Raw genomic sequence first — 17,180 nt, 5'->3', positions numbered from 1 at the left:
CGCATGCCGTGACCGGCGATACGGATGACGCGCGGTTTCGTCCAACAGTGGCCTCCCGATGCAACCCGTTCGGATTGCTGAGCAGAAGCCTGTTGAGGCCACCGGCTGAGCCGGTGGCCGCCGGGGCGGCGTGCAGGTCGTTTGCGACAGGCCGGACAACCTGACGCTTCCCCGAAAGACGGTGACGCCGGGCGCATTGGCCGGAACGAGCACGTTGCCGAATGAAAACGAATACCGATCGATATTCGCCTCGTCCGGACCGATGCACGCGACCCGATGTGCGCACGAAAATGTCGACTCGCGTGCCGCAATCGCTGTGGTGAATCCGCGCGCCAGGCGTGCGGATGGATTCGCTGTATTGATGCGGCGAGTCGAGTTCATCTGAAAAATCTCCCGTTCCTGGACACTTAGCGCTGTGTCGTCGTGTCGTGATGTGCATCGGCGTGCGACTCGGCATTGCCCGGTGTCGACGAGCCGCGCTGGCTGTTGGTTTTGGGTACGCCGTAATCGCAGATCGCATCGGCACGCGCATACACATCGCTATCGCGTTGCTTGGTCGGCAGGTGATAGGTGAACTGGCAGGACTCCGTCGCGCGATTACCCCATTTAGCGGTGAGCGTGCCGGACTCGTTCAGCCCGCGAACGAACAGGTGGCCGCCTTGCCCGAGCGCGCCGACCATCTGGCCGTGTTCGTCCAGCACGCTGGCGCCGAACGGCAACGCGCCGCCGTTCGGCTGACGCACCGTGAGCAACGCCGCCCGCCCGCTGACGGTCGCGAACTTGATCTTCACGATCGAGTTCGCGTGCGGCGCGATCTGCTGGCTCGTCGACAGCATCTCGACGTCCAGCGGAATGCCCTTCGGATCGAGTTCGACGGTGTTCATCTGGTACGGCGTCAGATACGGCAGCACCGCATAACCGCGCCGGTCGATCCGGACGTCCGTGCCGCTCGTGATGCGCGCGCCGACGGCGTCCTTCGCTTCGATGATCGCGGCTGTTTCGCCGAGGTCGTTGGCCAGCGTGACGCCGCCTGCATGACCGACAAGCGCGCCCGATACGCCGGCGGACACGCTCGAGTAGCCGCTGCCGCCGCTCGCGCTGCCCGACAGGGTCGCGAACGGGCTGCGATACTGCGCGTTGCCGCCGCCGGAGGTCGTACCGCCGCCGGTGGTGGCGTTCACGCCGTACGAGAACGCGTTGGTCGCGCCCGCGGAGCCGCTCAGCGACATCTGGCCCAGCGTGCCGCCCTGGTTGTCGTGCGTGACGCTCGTGCTCAGCGTCGGCGCGTACGACCCCCGGCCGAGCGGGAGCGTGACGTTCGCGTACACCTGGTTGTTCAACCTGCCGGTGTAGCCGTCGCGCTGCCGCGAGACCGACAGGTTGTAGCTCAGGTTGAGACGGCCCACGCGGAGGTTGTTGTTGTAGCCGAGCTGGAACTGCGTGGTGGTGCCCTGACGATTCCAGTAGCTGGCCGTCGAACCCACCGCGAACAGGCTGCCGCGCCCTTCGCCGAGCGTCTGGTTCAGCGTGAGCTGGATCTGGTTGCGTTGCCGGTATGCATCGTTCGGATCCGCGCCCGCGGCCGCCCGCTCGCGGGCGTACATCGCATCGCGCATCGTCCAGTAGCCGCGCGACGAGTAGCGATACGCGGCGACCGCGATGTTCGTGCCGGTCGGCTCGAGGAACTTGCTGTAGCTCACGCGCACGCTCTGACCGCTCGTCGCCGATACGCCGGGTATGCGCGCGCTGGCGTGCGTGACGTCGACGGCGAGCGCGCCCACCGGCGTGTTGAACGCCGCGCCGACCAGCCCGGCCAGGTAGCTTTCCGCGACGATCGCGCCGACATAGCCGGTCAGCAGGTTGTTGATGCCGCGCTGATATGTGGCCTGTGCGAAATTCGGGTGACGGTTGAGCTGGGGCTCGCGCATCTGGCCTACCGCGATCCTGTAACGCTTGATGCCCGGGCGCAACGATTGCACGACCGACGCGTACGGCACGGTGAAGCTGTGTTTCCTGCCGTCGGCTTCGGTCACGGTGACGAGCAGGTTGCCGCCGTAGCCGGTCGGGTACAGATCGTCGATCTGGAACGGGCCCGGCGCGACGTTCGTCTCGTAGAGCACGTTGCCGTTCTGCGACACCTTGACGTGCGCGTTGCTCGACGCGACGCCGCGAACCACCGGCGCATAGCCGCGCATCGAGTCGGGCAGCATCCGGTCGTCCGTCTCGAGCGTGGCGCCGCGCATGCCGACGCTGTCGAACAGCGTGCCGTCGGTATAGGTCTCGCCGAGCTTCAACTGGCTGCGCCAGGCCGGCAGGTCGCGCTGCACGTACGTGTTGAGGCTCTGGTAGCGGTTGTCGCCCTGCGATTGGGCCGTATAGGTGCCGTTGTGCCGGAAATGCCAGTTCCCGACGTTGACGCCCGTGTTCAGGCCCAGGTACGCCTGGGTGCTCTCATAGCCCGATGCGGTGTTGCGAAACACGTTCGCGTTGTACTTGACGGTCGCGCTCGGCACGCCGATGTCCCACAGTTCCGGACTGACGTAGCCGCGCGGGTTGCGCAGCAGCGCCGCCTGCGGAATGCTCACGTTCAGGCGCAGGTCGGCCATGTCGAATTCGTACGTCGCGTCGGCGACGAGCTTCTCGATGTCCGTGCATTCGCCCGCCTGCACGCGTACCAGTTCGGCGCGCGCGGCGTCGGTGAGCGCCTGGTCGTCGAAGCCGAGCCGGGAGACCAGCGTGCGATCGAAGCACGGCTTTGCATTGACCGACCCGCTTTCCGCGGCGAAATTCACGGTCGAGCGGCCGTTCCACTGCCCGTTGACGTAGAGATCGACCACATAGTCGCCGGGCGTGACCGGATTACCCTTCGCGAAGCGGTCGAGATCGAGTCGCTGCCCGCGCGGCTTCATCATCAACGTGTCGTTGAAGTGAACCTGCGCGACCTCGAAACGGGCTGCTGGCTCGACGGTGGCGTCGGCCGCGGCCGCATCGACAGCCCAGCCGCCGAGTGCCGCCATGACGAACAGGCAGCTCGGCCTGAGCTTGAAATGTGTGGTGGCCTCCGATGGCCAAATTTGATGATTCGCTCGCATGAGTTCAACGTTTTGATGCCGCATCGTCATAGTGCGAGCGACGGTGTGCCCTCGTCGGTGCGATCACTGCACCAACGATCCGACACGGGATGGAGTCAGGTACGGACGAAGACTTCAGCGCGCCGCTTTTGGCGCGTAGGTGCCCTTGACGCCCGCGCCGTAGTCGTCGAGGAACGTGTAGTCGACTTCGATCGGCCCGGCAGGCTGCGACGGCACGTTGCCGACGTCGAAGCGCTCGGTGGCTCCGGGCTTGACCATGCCGCCCACCGCGTTGGTCCAGGTCGTGGCGCCGGACTTGACGGTCAGCTGGGTGAACGTCACGTGGTAAGGCGTCGGATTCCTGGCTTCCAGCGCGTAGCCGCCGCCGGCCTTCGGCGCGAAGTTCCAGGTCACCTTTTCGGCGGATTCGTCGGCCACGCCCTGCAGCGCGGCGGGACGGAAGAACAGCTTGATGCGCGAACGGAACGCGAGCTGCAGCAGGTTTGGTGAATCAGGGTCGTCGGCCGCCTGCGGCGGGACGTCGAGCACGTTCAGCCAGTACAGCGTTTCCTTGTCCTGGGCGAGCGGTTCCTTCGTGTAGATCAGCCTCAGGCTTTGCCCCTTGTTCGGATCGAGGCGGAACAGCGGAGGTGTCAGCATGAACGGCACCTTCGAGTCGTCCGGCAGCGCGCTGGGGTTGCCGTCGTCGATCCACGCCTGCACGAGCGACGGCCTGTCGCCCTCGTTGGTCAGCTTGACCGTGACCTCGCGCTCCTTTTCCGGATAGACAACGCGTGTGCCGCCGATCACCACGCTTGCTTCCGCCGCACCCGCGCCGGCCAGCGACGCGATCAGCATCGCGGCACCCATGCGCGCGCGCCAGTTCATTGGCATCCCCATCGTCGATTTCTCCTTCTCGATTGACAAACATGTGCCCCGTCGGCCGGGGGAGGCGGCCCGTGCCACCCTTGCTTCGAGTGCCCGGGCCGCGGGTCGGGAGGCCGGTTTACTGGTACGAGACCGAATACATGACCGACGTGTTGACCGTGCCGGCGGTCGCCGCGCCACCCGTTGCGACGTATTGCGCGTAGTAGTCGAGGGTTGCCGCGCCGCCCGCGATCGGGACGGTTTGCGAGTTCTGCTGCGCCTGGGCCGCGCCGAGCTTGATGTTGCTGGAGTCCTTGTTCAGCAGGCCGACCTCGACGTTCGTCGCCGTGCCCGAGTTGTTCTTCAACTGGCCGGTCGTTGCGTTGACCGTCAGGCCCGGCTCGAAGTACACCGATGCGTTGCCCGAGTTCGGCGAGCAGTTCGACAGCGCGATTCGGAACGGCTTGCGGCCGGCGGTCGCGCCGGACGTGGCGAGTGACGACGTCGATACGGTCGGCAGCGATACGGTGAAGTCCTTGCCGCCGCCGTCGCCCGAGATCGTGCAGGTCTGCGCGGTGATCTCGCCGGTGATCGTGATCGTGCCGTCGGCTGCCTGGGCCGATGAAGCGACGGCGAGGAGACCCGCTGTTGCCATCAGAATGGAAAGTGCTTTTTTGGACATGTAAGTACCTGTTGGTAAGGGGCTTGCGTCGAAAGACGACGCACCGACGTTTCCTTCGCGCTGACCAGGCCGGCGTTGCGATCGGGCGGTCGACAACAGCGCCAGGAAACAGGAAGCATTATTTCCAAGTAAGGCGGACGAAAGAATTGGACGATTTCTAAGTCGCCACTTGAAGGCGTCGGACAAGTACTGAATTTGTTTGAAGAATGGTTAAGCGCAGCGGGCGCCTGGCCGAGGCGTCGCGTAGCGGTAGCGGTGCAGGAGCGAGTCGGAGAGAAGTGTGGTCAGCCGGAGCGGCAGCGCTGGCGCGCTCGTCCGCATGTCAGGCGACGTGCCGGTCAGAAGGACGGCGAGCAGGTTGATATGGAATGCGAAATAATGAGCGGGGATCGCGTGTGCCAGTCCGACACCGGATCCGGCATCGGCCGGACCGGTTCGAGCGTATGCCTGCGAGTCAGCTCATGCGGCGCGCGGCGTTGCCTTCGTGCGTATCGACGATGCCGGCGGACGAGCCCGGCGACCGGGCGCGTTCGCCGTCGCGAACGTCATTGCAGGATCAGCTGCAGGTGCGCGTCGGCCTGCTCGGAGGGCGGTTTCTGAAACCCGCCCTTGGCGAAGCGGTGCCAGCGCCCGATCACGTAGCTGACGAGCAGGCTGGCGCGCGCGGCAGGATCGTAGTCGGCCGGCAACGCGAACGGCGCGGCACCATCCTGCGGTGCATTCGCCTCGGTGCGGGCGACCCTTAGGCATTGCTTGACGGTCGCCTCGATGCGGTCGAGCAGCTGGTTCACGCGTTCGGTGAGCCGCTCGTCCTCGCCGACCAGCGCCTCGCCTGTCAGCACGCGCGTCATGCCGGGGTTCTTCGCGGCGAAATTGAGCATCGTCAGCGCGATCGTGCGTGCCTGCTGCACGCCGTTCGGCTCCTTCGCGACGATCTGGTTGACGAGTCCGAACAGGGCCTGCTCGATGAACTCGATCAGCCCTTCGTACATCTTCGCCTTGCTGGTGAAATGCCGGTACAGCGCGGCTTCCGACACGTCGAGCCGCGCCGCGAGCGCGGCGGTCGTGATTTTCTCGGGCTTGGGTGCCTCGAGCATCGCGGCGAGCGTCTGCAGGATCATCACGCGGCGCTCGCCCGGCTTCGGGCGCGCGCGGGTGGGTGTGGCCTGGTCTTCCTTTACGGCTTGGTCCTGCGGGTAAGTCGGCTGCATTTTTGTCGCCCCGATCGTGTGCCCAGTCGGAGCGATTTTAACGAACGAATGCGTTGATCGACATAGTGCGGGCGACCGGTGGTCGGCAAATGGCCGGGCAGGTGGCCCGTGATCCACACCGTACCGATGCCGAGACGCTTGTAGCGCTTCAGGTGGCCGCGCGTATCCTCGACGAGGATCGCGTCGGCCATGCGCGCGTTCGCGGCGCGCAGCGTCCGGCGCAGCATCGTGTGATCGGGCTTCGCGCGCCACGTGCGGCGGTCGCGCATGTGCTCGATCGCGATCACGCGCTCGAACAGCCGCTCGATGCGCAGCTCGCGCAGCACCGCGCGCGCGTAGTTCTCCGGCGCGTTGGTCAGCACGAACTTGCGCCCGGGGAGCGAGGCGACGATGCGTGCCAGCCCGCGTTCGGCGCGCAGCATCGCGGGCAGGTCGGAAAACGTATGGACCGCGCGCAGGAAGTCGTGCGGGTCGATCGGGTGATGGCGCGTGAGGCCGAGGAGCGCGGCGCCGTAGCGCTCTGTGTAGCCGTTGCGCAGGCGGTCGGCTTCGGCGCGCTCAACCTGCAGCGCGTCGATGATGTACTGCGTCATCGCGCGGTTGATCTCGGGAAAGATCGCGTGCGATGCGTGGTGAAGGGTGTTGTCGAGATCGAACAGCCACACCGGCGCGCCGGCGCGGGGCCGGCTGCGCGACACGCGCCGGCGCCGCAGCCGGGCCGGCAAGTCGGGTGTGGCGGTCTTGCTGCGTGTAGTCAATGCGAACGGATCATCGTGCCGAACGGCTGCTCGGTCAGGATTTCCAGCAGCACCGAGTGCTCGATCCGGCCGTCGACGATGTGCACCGACTTCACGCCGCTCTTCGCGGCGTCGAGCGCCGACGAGATCTTCGGCAGCATGCCGCCGGAGATCGTGCCGTCTTCGAACAGCGCGTCGATCTCGCGCGCGGAGAGATCGGTCAGCAGGTTGCCGTCCTTGTCCATCACGCCCGGGATGTTGGTCATCATCAGCAGCTTCTCGGCGTTCAGCACGGTGGCGAGCTTGCCCGCGACGAGGTCGGCGTTGATGTTGTACGACAGGCCGTCTTCACCGAAACCGATCGGCGAGATCACCGGGATGAACGCGTCGTCCTGCAGCGCCTTCACGACCGCCGGGTTGATCGCCTCGACTTCGCCGACCTGGCCGATGTCGATGTACTGGCCCGGGTTGTCGCGATCCGGCATCAGCAGCTTGCGCGCGTGGATCAGGCCGCCGTCCTTGCCCGTCAGGCCCACCGCGTGGCCGCCGAAGTGGTTGATCAGCATCACGATGTCTTGCTGCACTTCGCCGCCCAGCACCCATTCGACGACTTCCATCGTCTCTTCGTCGGTGACGCGCATGCCCTGGATGAAGGTGCCGGCCTTGCCGATCTTCTTCAGTGCGTGATCGATCTGCGGACCGCCGCCGTGGACGATCACCGGGTTGATGCCGACCAGTTTCAGCAGGATCACGTCGCGCGCGAAGCCTTGCTTGAGCCGCTCTTCCGTCATCGCGTTGCCGCCGTATTTGATGACCACGGTCTTGCCGTGGTAACGGCGAATGTACGGCAGTGCCTCGGCGAGGATTTCTGCTTTCAGCGTCGGGGCGATCTGCGAGAGGTCGATGGGCTCGGACATGGCGGCGGCTCTGGCTGGGAACGGTTGAAACACGGCGAATTGTACAGGAGTGGCGCAGCGCAGCATCGGGTTTTTGGACGGGCCGGAACACCGGCGGCGCGAGGGGGCACAGCGCGCGGCGGCCCGCCGGCTATGGCGCGGCGCGATGCCGGGCGCGATACGGGCAGCGGTGCGCGGGCGTCGGCGGAGGGGCGGTTCGCGAGCGTTCGCGATGGCCATCGGCCGAATGGCTAGCGTGCAAAATCCGTTCGCCGCGCTATGCTTGTCGCGTAGGGCGGCTTCCCGCCCGCTTCCGCGCTTTCGCCATGACCGATTCCGCCGCCGACGCCCGTTCCGCCCCGCGCCGCGCGCGCTGCCCGCACTGCGGCCGCAGCTTCGACTGCGGCGCCCGCACGCAGCCGTTCGAATGCTGGTGCGCGTCGATGCCGGTCTTGCCCGGCGGCGCGCCGCCCGCGGCCGGCGCGCGCTGCCGGTGCCCCGAGTGCCTGGCCGACGAGATCGCGCAGCGGATGGCCGGCGCGGCGGGCTGACGGTACCGGCAGGGCACGCGAGGCGTCCCGTTCGCCGCGCTCCGATCCGGCCCCGCTAGAGGCGCCGCCCGCTAAACGGGTAAACTGCTCGGATGCAACGAATCACCACCACCGGGCGCGTCAACCTCAGTCACCTGTTCTGGCTCCGCAATCTCGCGATCATCGGCCAGCTCGTGACGATCGGCGTCGTGCAGACCTATTTCGGCGTGCATCTGCCGTTGCCGGCGATGCTGATGGTCATCGCGCTCGAAATCGTTTTCAACGCGCTGACCTGGGTACGCGTGCTGCGCGCGCGGCCCGAGACCAATTTCGAGCTGCTCGGCCAGCTGTGGGTCGACCTCGGTGCGCTGTCCGCGCTGCTGTTCCTGTCGGGCGGCACGACCAATCCGTTCGTGTCGCTGTACCTGCCTTCGCTCGCGATCGCGGCGGCGGTGCTGCCGTGGCACCTGATGATCTGGCTCGCGGCGTTCGCGGTCGCGTGCTACGCGGCGCTCGGCTTCGACTCGGTGCCGCTCAACATGGACAATCCCGCGAACCTGTTCGACTACTACCGTACCGGGATGTGGGCGAACTTCATGGTCAGCGTCGGGCTGATCGCGTGGTTCGTCGCGCGCATGTCGAATGCGCTGCGCCAGCGCGATGCGGCGCTCGGCGAAGCGCAGCAGCACCTGCTGCGCGACGAGCGGGCGGTCGCGCTCGGCGTGCAGGCAGCCACCGTCGCGCACGAGATGGGCACGCCGCTGTCGACGATCGCGATGCTCGCCGAGGAGCTGCGCGACGCGGCGCGCGCCGATCCGGGGCTGGCCCGCTACGAAGCCGACCTGAAGGTGCTCGAGGAGCAGATGTCGCTCTGCACGTCGGCGCTCGCGCGCCTGCGCAGCCGTGCGAGCGCGCCCGCGAGCCGCCAGCCGGTGGACGACTGGCTCGACACGTTCGTCGAGCACTGGCGCCTGCGGCATCCGCACGTGCAGTTCGAGCTGCTCGGCGCGCGGCCGGGGGGCGTCGCGCTCGACGATACGGTCGCTGCCGGCCAGATCCTGACGATCCTGCTCGACAACGCCGCGCGCGCGAGCCCGCGGCGCGTGACGCTGGCCGCGAAGGTCGCGCATGGCGGCACGGCCGACGAGATCGAATTCGAGGTATGCGACGACGGGCCCGGCATTCCGGCCTCGTTGCGTGAATCGCTCGGCGCGATGCCGGTCGACAGCACGCAGGGCGGGCACGGGGTCGGCCTGTATCTCGCGTTCAGTGCGGCCGCGCGGCTCGGCGGCGAGATCGAACTGTCCGATGTCGTGCCGCGCACGGCGGGCGGCAACGGTCGGTCGGGCAGTGCGGCGAATGGTCACGCCGCGGCAGGATCGGGACAACGCGCGGGCCAGCGCCAAGCCGAACGGACAACCGGCACGCCGGACAGCCGCCCGGCCGGCACGAGCGCCGCGCGCGGCACGCGGGCCGTGCTGCGGCTGCCGGCCGTGCGCGTCGCGGCATCGGCCGCCTCAACCAACACGTAGACGGAGAAACCACATGAGCGAGAACAATTTCCTGGTGATCGACGACAACGAGGTGTTCGCGGGCACGCTCGCGCGCGGCCTCGAGCGCCGCGGTTACGCGGTCCAGCAGGCGCACGACAAGGAGTCGGCGCTGCGGCTCGCCGCGGGCGGCAAGTTCCAGTTCATCACCGTCGACCTGCATCTCGGCGAGGATTCGGGCCTGAGCCTGATCGCGCCGCTGTGCGACCTGCAGCCCGACGCGCGAATTCTCGTGCTGACCGGCTACGCGAGCATCGCGACCGCCGTGCAGGCGGTGAAGGAAGGTGCCGACAACTATCTCGCGAAGCCCGCGAACGTCGAGTCGATCCTGGCTGCGCTGCAGACCAACGCGACCGAAGTGCAGGCTGACGAAGCGCTCGAGAATCCGGTCGTGCTGTCGGTCGACCGGCTCGAATGGGAGCACATCCAGCGCGTGCTGGCCGAGAACAACAACAATATTTCGGCGACGGCGCGCGCGCTGAACATGCATCGCCGGACGCTGCAGCGCAAGCTCGCGAAGAAGCCGGTGCGGCAGTAAGCGGGGGGCGCGTCAGCCGGGCGAGCTTGACGCCCGCGACAGGCAGGCGACGATCTCGCGCTTCAGCAGGAGCGTGATCAGCGCCGAGTAGGTGATATTCGCGAGAAACGGCGCGAACCCGCCGATCACGATCGGAACGGCCATCGGCCACGGCGTTGCCGATACGCCACTCGCGATGGACTGGATGCCGACGCTGATCGCGACGCTGGCGAGTGCGATACCCGCCAGCGTGCCCAGCCACGCGAGTGCAAACGCGACGTTGTAGCGCCGCAGCGATTCCCGCCTGATCCGGCGCATGAGCGACAGGATGTCGGCGCGCGTGAGCGTGAGCAGGGCCGGCACGAATCGGCCGGCGATGGACGGGTAGATGGTCATTCGAATGCGGTGACGAATGCGTCTGTCTGTAGTCTGAGGAATTCGGATTATAGGGACGCACCAGCGCGCCTGCCATCAGCCGTGTTCCACGGGCAGGCACGTGCGCCATATCGCATCGCCATGAAAAAAACGGGCGACCCCGGAAGGGGCCGCCCGTTTTTCGTCGGACGCCGCGCGCGTTACAGCACGTAGCGCGACAGGTCTTCGTCCTGAGACACTTCGCCGAGCGCGCGATCGACATACTTCGCATCGATCGTCACGCGCTCGCCGGCATGGTTGCCGGCCGAGAACGACACGTCCTCGAGCAGTTTCTCGATCACCGTGTACAGCCGGCGCGCACCGATGTTCTCGGTCTTCTCGTTGACCGAGAACGCGATCTCCGCGAGACGGCGGATGCCGTCCTCGGCGAATTCGAGCTGCACGTCTTCGGTCGCGAGCAGCGCCTGGTACTGCTTGACGAGGCTTGCGTCGGTGGCGACGAGGATCGCTTCGAAATCGTTCACCGACAGCGAGTCGAGCTCGACGCGGATCGGGAAGCGGCCCTGCAGTTCGGGAATCAGGTCGCTCGGCTTTGCGAGGTGGAACGCGCCGCTCGCGATGAACAGGATGTGATCGGTCTTCACCATCCCGTACTTCGTGTTGACCGTCGTGCCTTCGACGAGCGGCAGCAGGTCGCGCTGCACACCCTGGCGCGACACTTCACCGCCGCTGCCTTCGTTGTTGCGCGACGTGATCTTGTCGATCTCGTCGAGGAACACGATGCCGTTCTGCTCGACGTTCTGCACGGCCTTCGTCTTCACTTCCTCGTCGTTCAGCATCTTTGCCGCTTCCTCGTCGGTCAGCAGCTTCAGCGCTTCCTTGATCTTCACCTTGCGGCGCTGCTTCTTGCCGCTGCCGAGGTTCGAGAACATCGAGCGGATCTGCTCGGTCATCTCTTCCATCCCCGGCGGCGCCATGATGTCCATGCCGGCCGACGGCTGCTCGAGGTCGAGCTCGACTTCCTTGTCGTCGAGCTGGCCTTCGCGCAGGCGCTTGCGGAACGTCTGGCGCGTCGCGTTGTTGTCGTCGTTCGCGTGTTCGGCGTTGCCGCCGAAGCCCACCGCGCGCGGCTGCGGCAGCAGGATGTCGAGGATGCGGTCTTCCGCCTGGTCGGTCGCCTTGCTGCGCACCTTGCGCATCTCGGTTTCGCGCGTCTGCTTGACTGAGATCTCGATCAGGTCGCGCACGATGCTGTCGACGTCACGGCCGACGTAGCCGACTTCGGTGAACTTGGTCGCTTCGATCTTGATGAACGGCGCGTCGGCGAGCTTCGCGAGGCGGCGCGCGATTTCGGTCTTGCCGACGCCCGTCGGCCCGATCATCAGGATGTTCTTCGGCGTGATTTCCTGGCGCAGCGGGTCAGCGACCTGCTGGCGGCGCCAGCGGTTGCGCAGCGCGACCGCGACGGCCTTCTTCGCCTTCGCCTGGCCGATGATGTGCTTGTCGAGTTCCGAGACGATCTCGGCAGGGGTCATGGTGCTCATGGTGCGGTCCTTACTCGATCGTTTCGATGATGCGGTTGTGGTTCGTATAGATGCACATGTCACCGGCGATCTTGAGCGACTTCTCGACGATCTCGCGCGGCGACAGCTCGGTGTTCTCCGCGAGCGCCCGGGCTGCTGCCTGCGCATACGCACCGCCCGAGCCGATCGCGCAGATGCCTTCTTCGGGGTCGAGCACGTCGCCGTTGCCGGTGATGACGAGCGTGGTGGTGGCGTCGGCCGTGATCAGCATCGCCTCGAGGCGGCGCAGCATCCGGTCGGTGCGCCAGTCCTTCGCGAGCTCGACGGCCGCGCGGGTCAGGTTGCCCTGGTGCTTCTCGAGCTTCGCCTCGAAGCGATCGAGCAGCGAGAACGCATCGGCGGTGCCGCCCGCGAATCCGACCAGCACCTGGTTGTTGTAGATCCGCCGCACTTTCCGCGCGCCACCCTTCATGACGATATTGCCGAGGGTTACCTGGCCGTCGCCGCCGAGCGCGACCTTGTCGCCGCGCCGGACCGAAACGATGGTCGTGCCGTGAAATTGCTCCATCTGCGTTCCTTGAGAAAAACGGGGAAGAGTCGGGGGGGCGCGAGGCGCCGCCGCGTAACTCGCAGTGCGCCGGGAAGCGGCCCGGCGCGCGTCCGTTTCATTTTAGGGCGGGCGCCGGGATATCAAGAGGCGGGGTGGGCAAATCGACGGACCGGGAACCGGTGCCGCAAAAACAAAAAGCGCGCGGCAGGCCGCGCGCTTTCGGGAAGCAGCGTGTCTGAGCGGAACGCCGCTCGATCAGTCGCCGAACAGCTTCTGGCGCAGCTCGCGGCGCTCCTGCGCCTCGAGCGACAGCGTGGCGGTCGGACGCGCGAGCAGGCGCGGAATGCCGATCGGCTCGCCCGTTTCCTCGCACCAGCCGTAATCGCCGGAATCGATGCGGGCGAGCGACTGCTGAACCTTCTTGAGGAGCTTGCGTTCGCGATCGCGCGTGCGCAGCTCGAGCGCGTGCTCTTCCTCGATCGTCGCGCGATCGGCGGGATCGGGCACGATCACCGTCTCGCGCAGGTTCTCGGTCGTCTGGCCTGCATTCTTGAGGATGTCCGCCTGCAACTGTTCGAGCCGATTTTTGAAGAAGGCGAGCTGATCCTCATTCATGTAATCCTTGTCGCTCATCTTCAGGATTTCGGCTTCGGTCAAGAGTTTCTTCGTCATCTGCTTGCTTCTTCAATGTGCGGCAAATCGAGAGATATTGCCTGCACTTTGGGATTACCCGCAACCGCGCTTGCAATCATTTGCGATTTGCCGCCGCGGGGCCGAAAGCCTCTGGAAAACCGGTTCTCAAATACCAGGATAGGCCTGGCGCGAAGTTGCGCGCGCTGCGAACCGGTGTGCTGCGCGGCACATCGCATCGGCCGCGGCCGGGAGGCGGATTGGCGATCCGGCGCGGTTGCGATGCCCGGAAAACTGGTTCAGCAAGAACCGGGCCTGTTTGTTGCCGTACTCCAGCGGGCACGTATTGTAACTGAATCGCAAGCGGGCGCCGTATCGGGTCGATCCCCGTCGGCTGCGCCAATATCTAGAAAATATAACGCGCAAATCGCGAAAAAGCGATGACGGCGAAACCCTGCCCGAAAAGGGCGCTCCGCGGCCGCCGCAGCCGCCTGCGAGGCGGCCGCGCGGCGGCGTGTGCGGCGCTTGCCTGCGTGCGTCAGGCGAGGCAGGCGTCGAGGCCGTCGGTGATCAGGTCCTGCGGCAGATCGACGCCGATGAACACCATCTTGTTCGTCTTCTTCTCGACCGGCAGCCACTTCGACGCGAGGTCGCTGCCCATCATCTGGTGCACGCCCTGGAACACGACCTTGCGGTCGACGCCCTTCATGTACAGCACGCCCTTGTAGCGCAGCATCCGCTCGCCGTAGATCTGCAGGATGCCGCCGAGGAAGTCTTCCAGCTTGTTCGGGTCGAACGGGCGGTCGTTGCGGTACACGAACGACTTGATCTTGTCGTCGTGGTGCGCGTGGTGGTGATGGTGATGGCCGTGGTCGTGATCGTGCGCGCATTGACCGTGATCGTGGTCGCAATTGGCGTGATCGTGATCATGGTCGTGATCGTGGTGGTGATGCGCGTGGTCGTCCTCGGCGAGGAAGTCGGGGTCGATCTCGAGCTTCGCGTTCAGGTTGAAGCCGCGCAGGTCGAAGATTTCCTTGATCTCCGCTTCACCGAAGTTCACGACCTTGATCGCCGCCTTCGGGTTCATGTGCATCAGGCGATGCTTGAGGCCGGCCACCGTCTGGTCGTCGACCAGGTCCGACTTCGTGATGAACAGGCGATCGGCGAAGCCGACTTGGCGCTGCACGACTTCGTGCTCGTCGAGCTGCGCGTTCGCGTGCTTCGCGTCGACCAGCGTGATGACCGCGTCGAGCAGGAAGTCGTCGGCGATTTCGCTGTCGATGAAGAAGGTTTGCGCGACCGGGCCCGGGTTCGCGAGGCCGGTCGTTTCGATCACGATGCGGTCGAAGTCGAGCTTGCCGTCGCGCTTCTTCGCGGCGAGATCGCCGAGCGTGCGCGCGAGGTCGCCGCGGATCGTGCAGCAGATGCAGCCGTTGCTCATCTGGATGATCTGCTCGTTCGAATCCTGGATGAGGATTTCGTTGTCGATGTTCTCTTCGCCGAACTCGTTCTCGATCACGGCGATCTTCATGCCGTGCTGTTCGTTCAGGATGCGCTTGAGCAGCGTCGTCTTGCCGCTGCCGAGGAAGCCGGTGAGGATGGTGACGGGAGTGGCCATGTCAATCGCCTGTGGTTCGTGAATCGGGGTCAAAACCAGGATGTGCGTTGCGCCCGGGGCTTTGCCAGCCGGGGCGCACAACCATCCATTGAAACATACCTGTCAAGCCCTCGCCCGTCGTCCGAACGACAGGCGGGAGCGCGGATCCGCCGGGCGCAAGGCGCGGCCGGCGGACGGTTACGCGCGTAGATCGGGGCGATCAGACGATTTGCAACAGCAGGCCCTTCAGATATTCGCCTTCCGGGAATGCGGCGAGCAGCGGGTGGTCGACGCCCGCGCCGAGGCGCTTCAGGATGCGCGCATCGACCTTCGCGTCGGCGGCCGCGCCCGCGACGATCTTCTGGAACAAGTCCATGTCGATCGCGCCCGAGCACGAGTACGTGAACAGCAGGCCGCCCGGACGCAGCAGCTTGAAGCCGCTCAGGTTGATGTCCTTGTACGCGCGCGCCGCGCGATCGACGCTGTCGCGGGTCGGCGCGAACTTCGGCGGATCGAGCACGATCAGGTCGAAACGCTCGCCTTCGTCGACGAGGCGGCGCAGCGTCTTGAAGGCGTCGGCGTCGAGCCAGGTCGCGCGTTCGGCGTCGAAGCCGTTGGCGACGACGTTCTGCTGCGCGAGCGCGAGCGCATCGCCCGACGAGTCGATCGACACGACACGCTTCGCGCCGCCCTTGAGCGCCGCGAGCGAGAAGCCGCCCGTGTAGCAGAAACAGTTCAGCACGTCGCGATCGGCCGCGTACTGCGCAACCAGCGCGCGGTTGTCGCGCTGGTCGACGTAGAAGCCCGTCTTGTGGCCGTTCGGCACGTCGACGTGATAGCGCACGCCGTTTTCGTTCGAGATCAGCGTCGCGGGCGGTGCGTCGCCGGCCAGCACGCCGGTCGTCTGTTCGAGCCCTTCCTTGTCGCGGATCGATACGTCCGAGCGCTCGTACACGTTCGGGCAATCCGTGGCGCCGACGAGCGCCTTCACGATCGCGTCCTTCCAGGCCTCGACGCCCGCCGCCATGAACTGGCAGACGAGCTGGCCGCGCGGCACGGCGCCGGCTTCGGCGGTGTCCGCGACGTAGTAGTCGACGATCAGCCCCGGCAGCCCGTCGGCTTCGCCGAACACGAGCCGCACCGCGCCCGTGCCCGACACCATCGTCGTGCGGTGCGCGACCGCGCGCTGCACGCGGCGCTTGAAGAACGCGTGGTCGATCGGCTCGTTCTCGTCGAAGCTCCACACGCGCACGCGGATCTGCGACTGCGGGCTGTACGCGCCGCGCGCGAGGAAGCGGCCGTCGTGCGCACGCACGATCACGGTCGCGCCGGGCGCGGGCTTGCCGTCGACGTGGTCGATCGCATTGGCGTAGATCCACGGATGGCGGCGCAGCAGCGATTTTTCCTTGGACGGCTTGAGGGTGACGGTTTGCATGATGAGATCGAAATAGGCCGTGCGCGACGCCGGCCATGGCCGGTCGCCGCGCGCGGCGGGTAACACGGGAAGCGCGTCAGTCGCGCTTCTTCGCGCGCGGATGCGCGCTGTCGTAAATCTTCGCGAGATGCTGGAAGTCGAGCGACGTATAGACCTGCGTCGCGGAGACGCTCGCGTGGCCGAGCAGTTCCTGCACCGCGCGCAAGTCGCCGCTCGACTGCAGCACGTGCGTCGCGAACGAGTGGCGCAGCACGTGCGGATGGACGTTGGCGGGGATGCCCGCGGTGAGCGCCGCGCGCTTCACGCGCTCGCGCACGACGCCCGGCGACATCCGGTTGCCGCGCACGGACACGAACAGCGGATGCGGATCGTGCTTCACGAATTCGCCGCGTACCGCGAGCCACGCGTTCAGCGCATCGATCGCCTTGCGGCCGACCGGCACCTTGCGCTCCTTGTTGCCCTTGCCGCGCACGGTGACTTCGGCTTCGGCGAGGTCGAGCCAGCCGGCCGAGCGGTAGCCGTCCGCCTGTGTGTACATGACGTCGAGCCCGATCAGCTCGGCGAGGCGCAGCCCCGACGAATAGAACAGCTCGAGGATCGCGTGATCGCGGATGCCTTCGGTCGTGTTGGCGAGCGGCGCGTCCATCAATGCCGATGCGTCGTCGACCGACAGCGCCTTCGGCAAGGTCTTCGCGCGTTTCGGCGCGCGCACCGCGGCGACCGGGTTCGCGGGCATCTCGATGCGCTGCGCGAGCCAGCGGTAGAACGCGCGCCACGCGGACAGCCGGTGCGAGATCGACCGGGCGGACAGCCCGCCCGAATGTGCGCGGGCGACCGCGCCGCGCATGTCGGCGGCCGTCAGCGCTTCGAGCGGACGGCCGTTCGCGAGCTTCTTCAGCTCGTCGAGTTCGTGCGTGTATCCGCGCAGCGTGTGTTCCGACAGCTGCCTGACGTGCTTCAGGTTCGACAGGTAGGCGGCGATCGGATCGTCTGTCATCGCGTGCGGAAG

16 protein-coding genes are annotated in these 17,180 nt (G+C 66.4%); 3 read left to right on the top strand and 13 right to left on the bottom strand.

Features of this window, described 5'->3' with window-relative positions; genetic code table 11:
* Positions 1-407: 407 nt before the first annotated feature.
* The 6 genes from BCO18175_RS26690 to argB all read right to left on the bottom strand — a co-directional run bounded on the left by BCO18175_RS26690 (position 408) and on the right by argB (position 7,485).
* Entirely contained in the window at positions 408-3,017 is a 2,610-nt protein-coding gene (locus BCO18175_RS26690) for a fimbria/pilus outer membrane usher protein (RefSeq protein ID WP_254608172.1), read from the bottom strand.
* 189 nt (positions 3,018-3,206) lie between these two features.
* Positions 3,207-3,971, bottom strand: coding sequence for a fimbrial biogenesis chaperone (locus BCO18175_RS26685; protein WP_174985547.1), 765 nt, complete (start codon positions 3,969-3,971; stop codon positions 3,207-3,209).
* Between the two features lie 106 nt (positions 3,972-4,077).
* On the bottom strand, positions 4,078-4,620 hold the full coding sequence (locus tag BCO18175_RS26680) for a fimbrial protein (protein ID WP_174985546.1): 543 nt from the start codon (positions 4,618-4,620) through the stop codon (positions 4,078-4,080).
* 545 nt (positions 4,621-5,165) lie between these two features.
* Positions 5,166-5,831 (bottom strand): nucleoid occlusion factor SlmA, encoded by a 666-nt coding sequence (gene slmA / locus BCO18175_RS26675; RefSeq protein WP_174985544.1) that lies wholly within the window; start codon positions 5,829-5,831, stop codon positions 5,166-5,168.
* Positions 5,798-6,589 carry a pyrimidine 5'-nucleotidase gene (locus BCO18175_RS26670; RefSeq protein ID WP_174985542.1) on the bottom strand — a complete coding sequence of 264 codons (792 nt, stop codon included), beginning with the start codon at positions 6,587-6,589 and terminating at the stop codon, positions 5,798-5,800. The genes slmA and BCO18175_RS26670 overlap by 34 nt, the downstream gene beginning before the upstream one ends.
* Complete coding sequence (gene argB / locus BCO18175_RS26665; protein WP_006490510.1) at positions 6,586-7,485, bottom strand: acetylglutamate kinase; 900 nt, start codon at positions 7,483-7,485, stop codon at positions 6,586-6,588. The genes BCO18175_RS26670 and argB overlap by 4 nt, the downstream gene beginning before the upstream one ends.
* A 305-nt stretch (positions 7,486-7,790) precedes the next feature.
* Here argB and BCO18175_RS26660 point away from each other — a divergent pair, with 305 nt between their 5' ends.
* The 3 genes from BCO18175_RS26660 (at position 7,791) to BCO18175_RS26650 (ending at position 10,082) form a co-directional block, all read left to right on the top strand.
* Positions 7,791-8,015 (top strand): cysteine-rich CWC family protein, encoded by a 225-nt coding sequence (locus tag BCO18175_RS26660; RefSeq protein ID WP_174973577.1) that lies wholly within the window; start codon positions 7,791-7,793, stop codon positions 8,013-8,015.
* Positions 8,016-8,107: 92 nt separating this feature from the next.
* Positions 8,108-9,526: an ATP-binding protein gene (locus BCO18175_RS26655; RefSeq protein WP_174985540.1), complete on the top strand. Its 1,419-nt coding sequence runs from the start codon at positions 8,108-8,110 to the stop codon at positions 9,524-9,526.
* A 13-nt stretch (positions 9,527-9,539) separates the two neighbouring features.
* Positions 9,540-10,082 (top strand): response regulator transcription factor, encoded by a 543-nt coding sequence (locus BCO18175_RS26650; protein ID WP_011353543.1) that lies wholly within the window; start codon positions 9,540-9,542, stop codon positions 10,080-10,082.
* Between the two features lie 12 nt (positions 10,083-10,094).
* Here the strand turns inward: BCO18175_RS26650 and BCO18175_RS26645 are convergent, their stop codons facing one another.
* From BCO18175_RS26645 to xerC, 7 genes are all read right to left on the bottom strand, one after another.
* Positions 10,095-10,457 (bottom strand): hypothetical protein, encoded by a 363-nt coding sequence (locus tag BCO18175_RS26645; protein WP_174985538.1) that lies wholly within the window; start codon positions 10,455-10,457, stop codon positions 10,095-10,097.
* Positions 10,458-10,636: 179 nt separating this feature from the next.
* Positions 10,637-11,980 carry an ATP-dependent protease ATPase subunit HslU gene (hslU, locus tag BCO18175_RS26640; protein WP_174985536.1) on the bottom strand — a complete coding sequence of 448 codons (1,344 nt, stop codon included), beginning with the start codon at positions 11,978-11,980 and terminating at the stop codon, positions 10,637-10,639.
* Positions 11,981-11,990: 10 nt separating this feature from the next.
* The gene (gene hslV / locus BCO18175_RS26635) at positions 11,991-12,527 is read right to left on the bottom strand and encodes an ATP-dependent protease subunit HslV (RefSeq protein ID WP_021156275.1); all 537 of its coding nucleotides are present in this window, start codon (positions 12,525-12,527) and stop codon (positions 11,991-11,993) included.
* 237 nt (positions 12,528-12,764) lie between these two features.
* A complete protein-coding gene (dksA, locus tag BCO18175_RS26630; RefSeq protein ID WP_006477498.1) occupies positions 12,765-13,181 on the bottom strand; it encodes an RNA polymerase-binding protein DksA in 417 nt (138 codons plus the stop codon).
* 496 nt (positions 13,182-13,677) lie between these two features.
* Positions 13,678-14,757: a CobW family GTP-binding protein gene (locus BCO18175_RS26625; protein ID WP_174985534.1), complete on the bottom strand. Its 1,080-nt coding sequence runs from the start codon at positions 14,755-14,757 to the stop codon at positions 13,678-13,680.
* 199 nt (positions 14,758-14,956) lie between these two features.
* Positions 14,957-16,171: a class I SAM-dependent rRNA methyltransferase gene (locus tag BCO18175_RS26620; protein WP_174985532.1), complete on the bottom strand. Its 1,215-nt coding sequence runs from the start codon at positions 16,169-16,171 to the stop codon at positions 14,957-14,959.
* 76 nt (positions 16,172-16,247) lie between these two features.
* A complete protein-coding gene (gene xerC / locus BCO18175_RS26615; protein ID WP_174916618.1) occupies positions 16,248-17,168 on the bottom strand; it encodes a tyrosine recombinase XerC in 921 nt (306 codons plus the stop codon).
* Between the last annotated feature and the right edge of the window lie 12 nt (positions 17,169-17,180).

It is taken from the genome of Burkholderia lata, from assembly GCF_902499335.1.
In the GTDB taxonomy this organism is placed as follows: Bacteria; Pseudomonadota; Gammaproteobacteria; order Burkholderiales; family Burkholderiaceae; genus Burkholderia; species Burkholderia lata_B.
The sequence above is the reverse complement of the archived record's forward strand: the minus strand, read 5'-3'. Positions and strand labels throughout refer to the sequence as shown.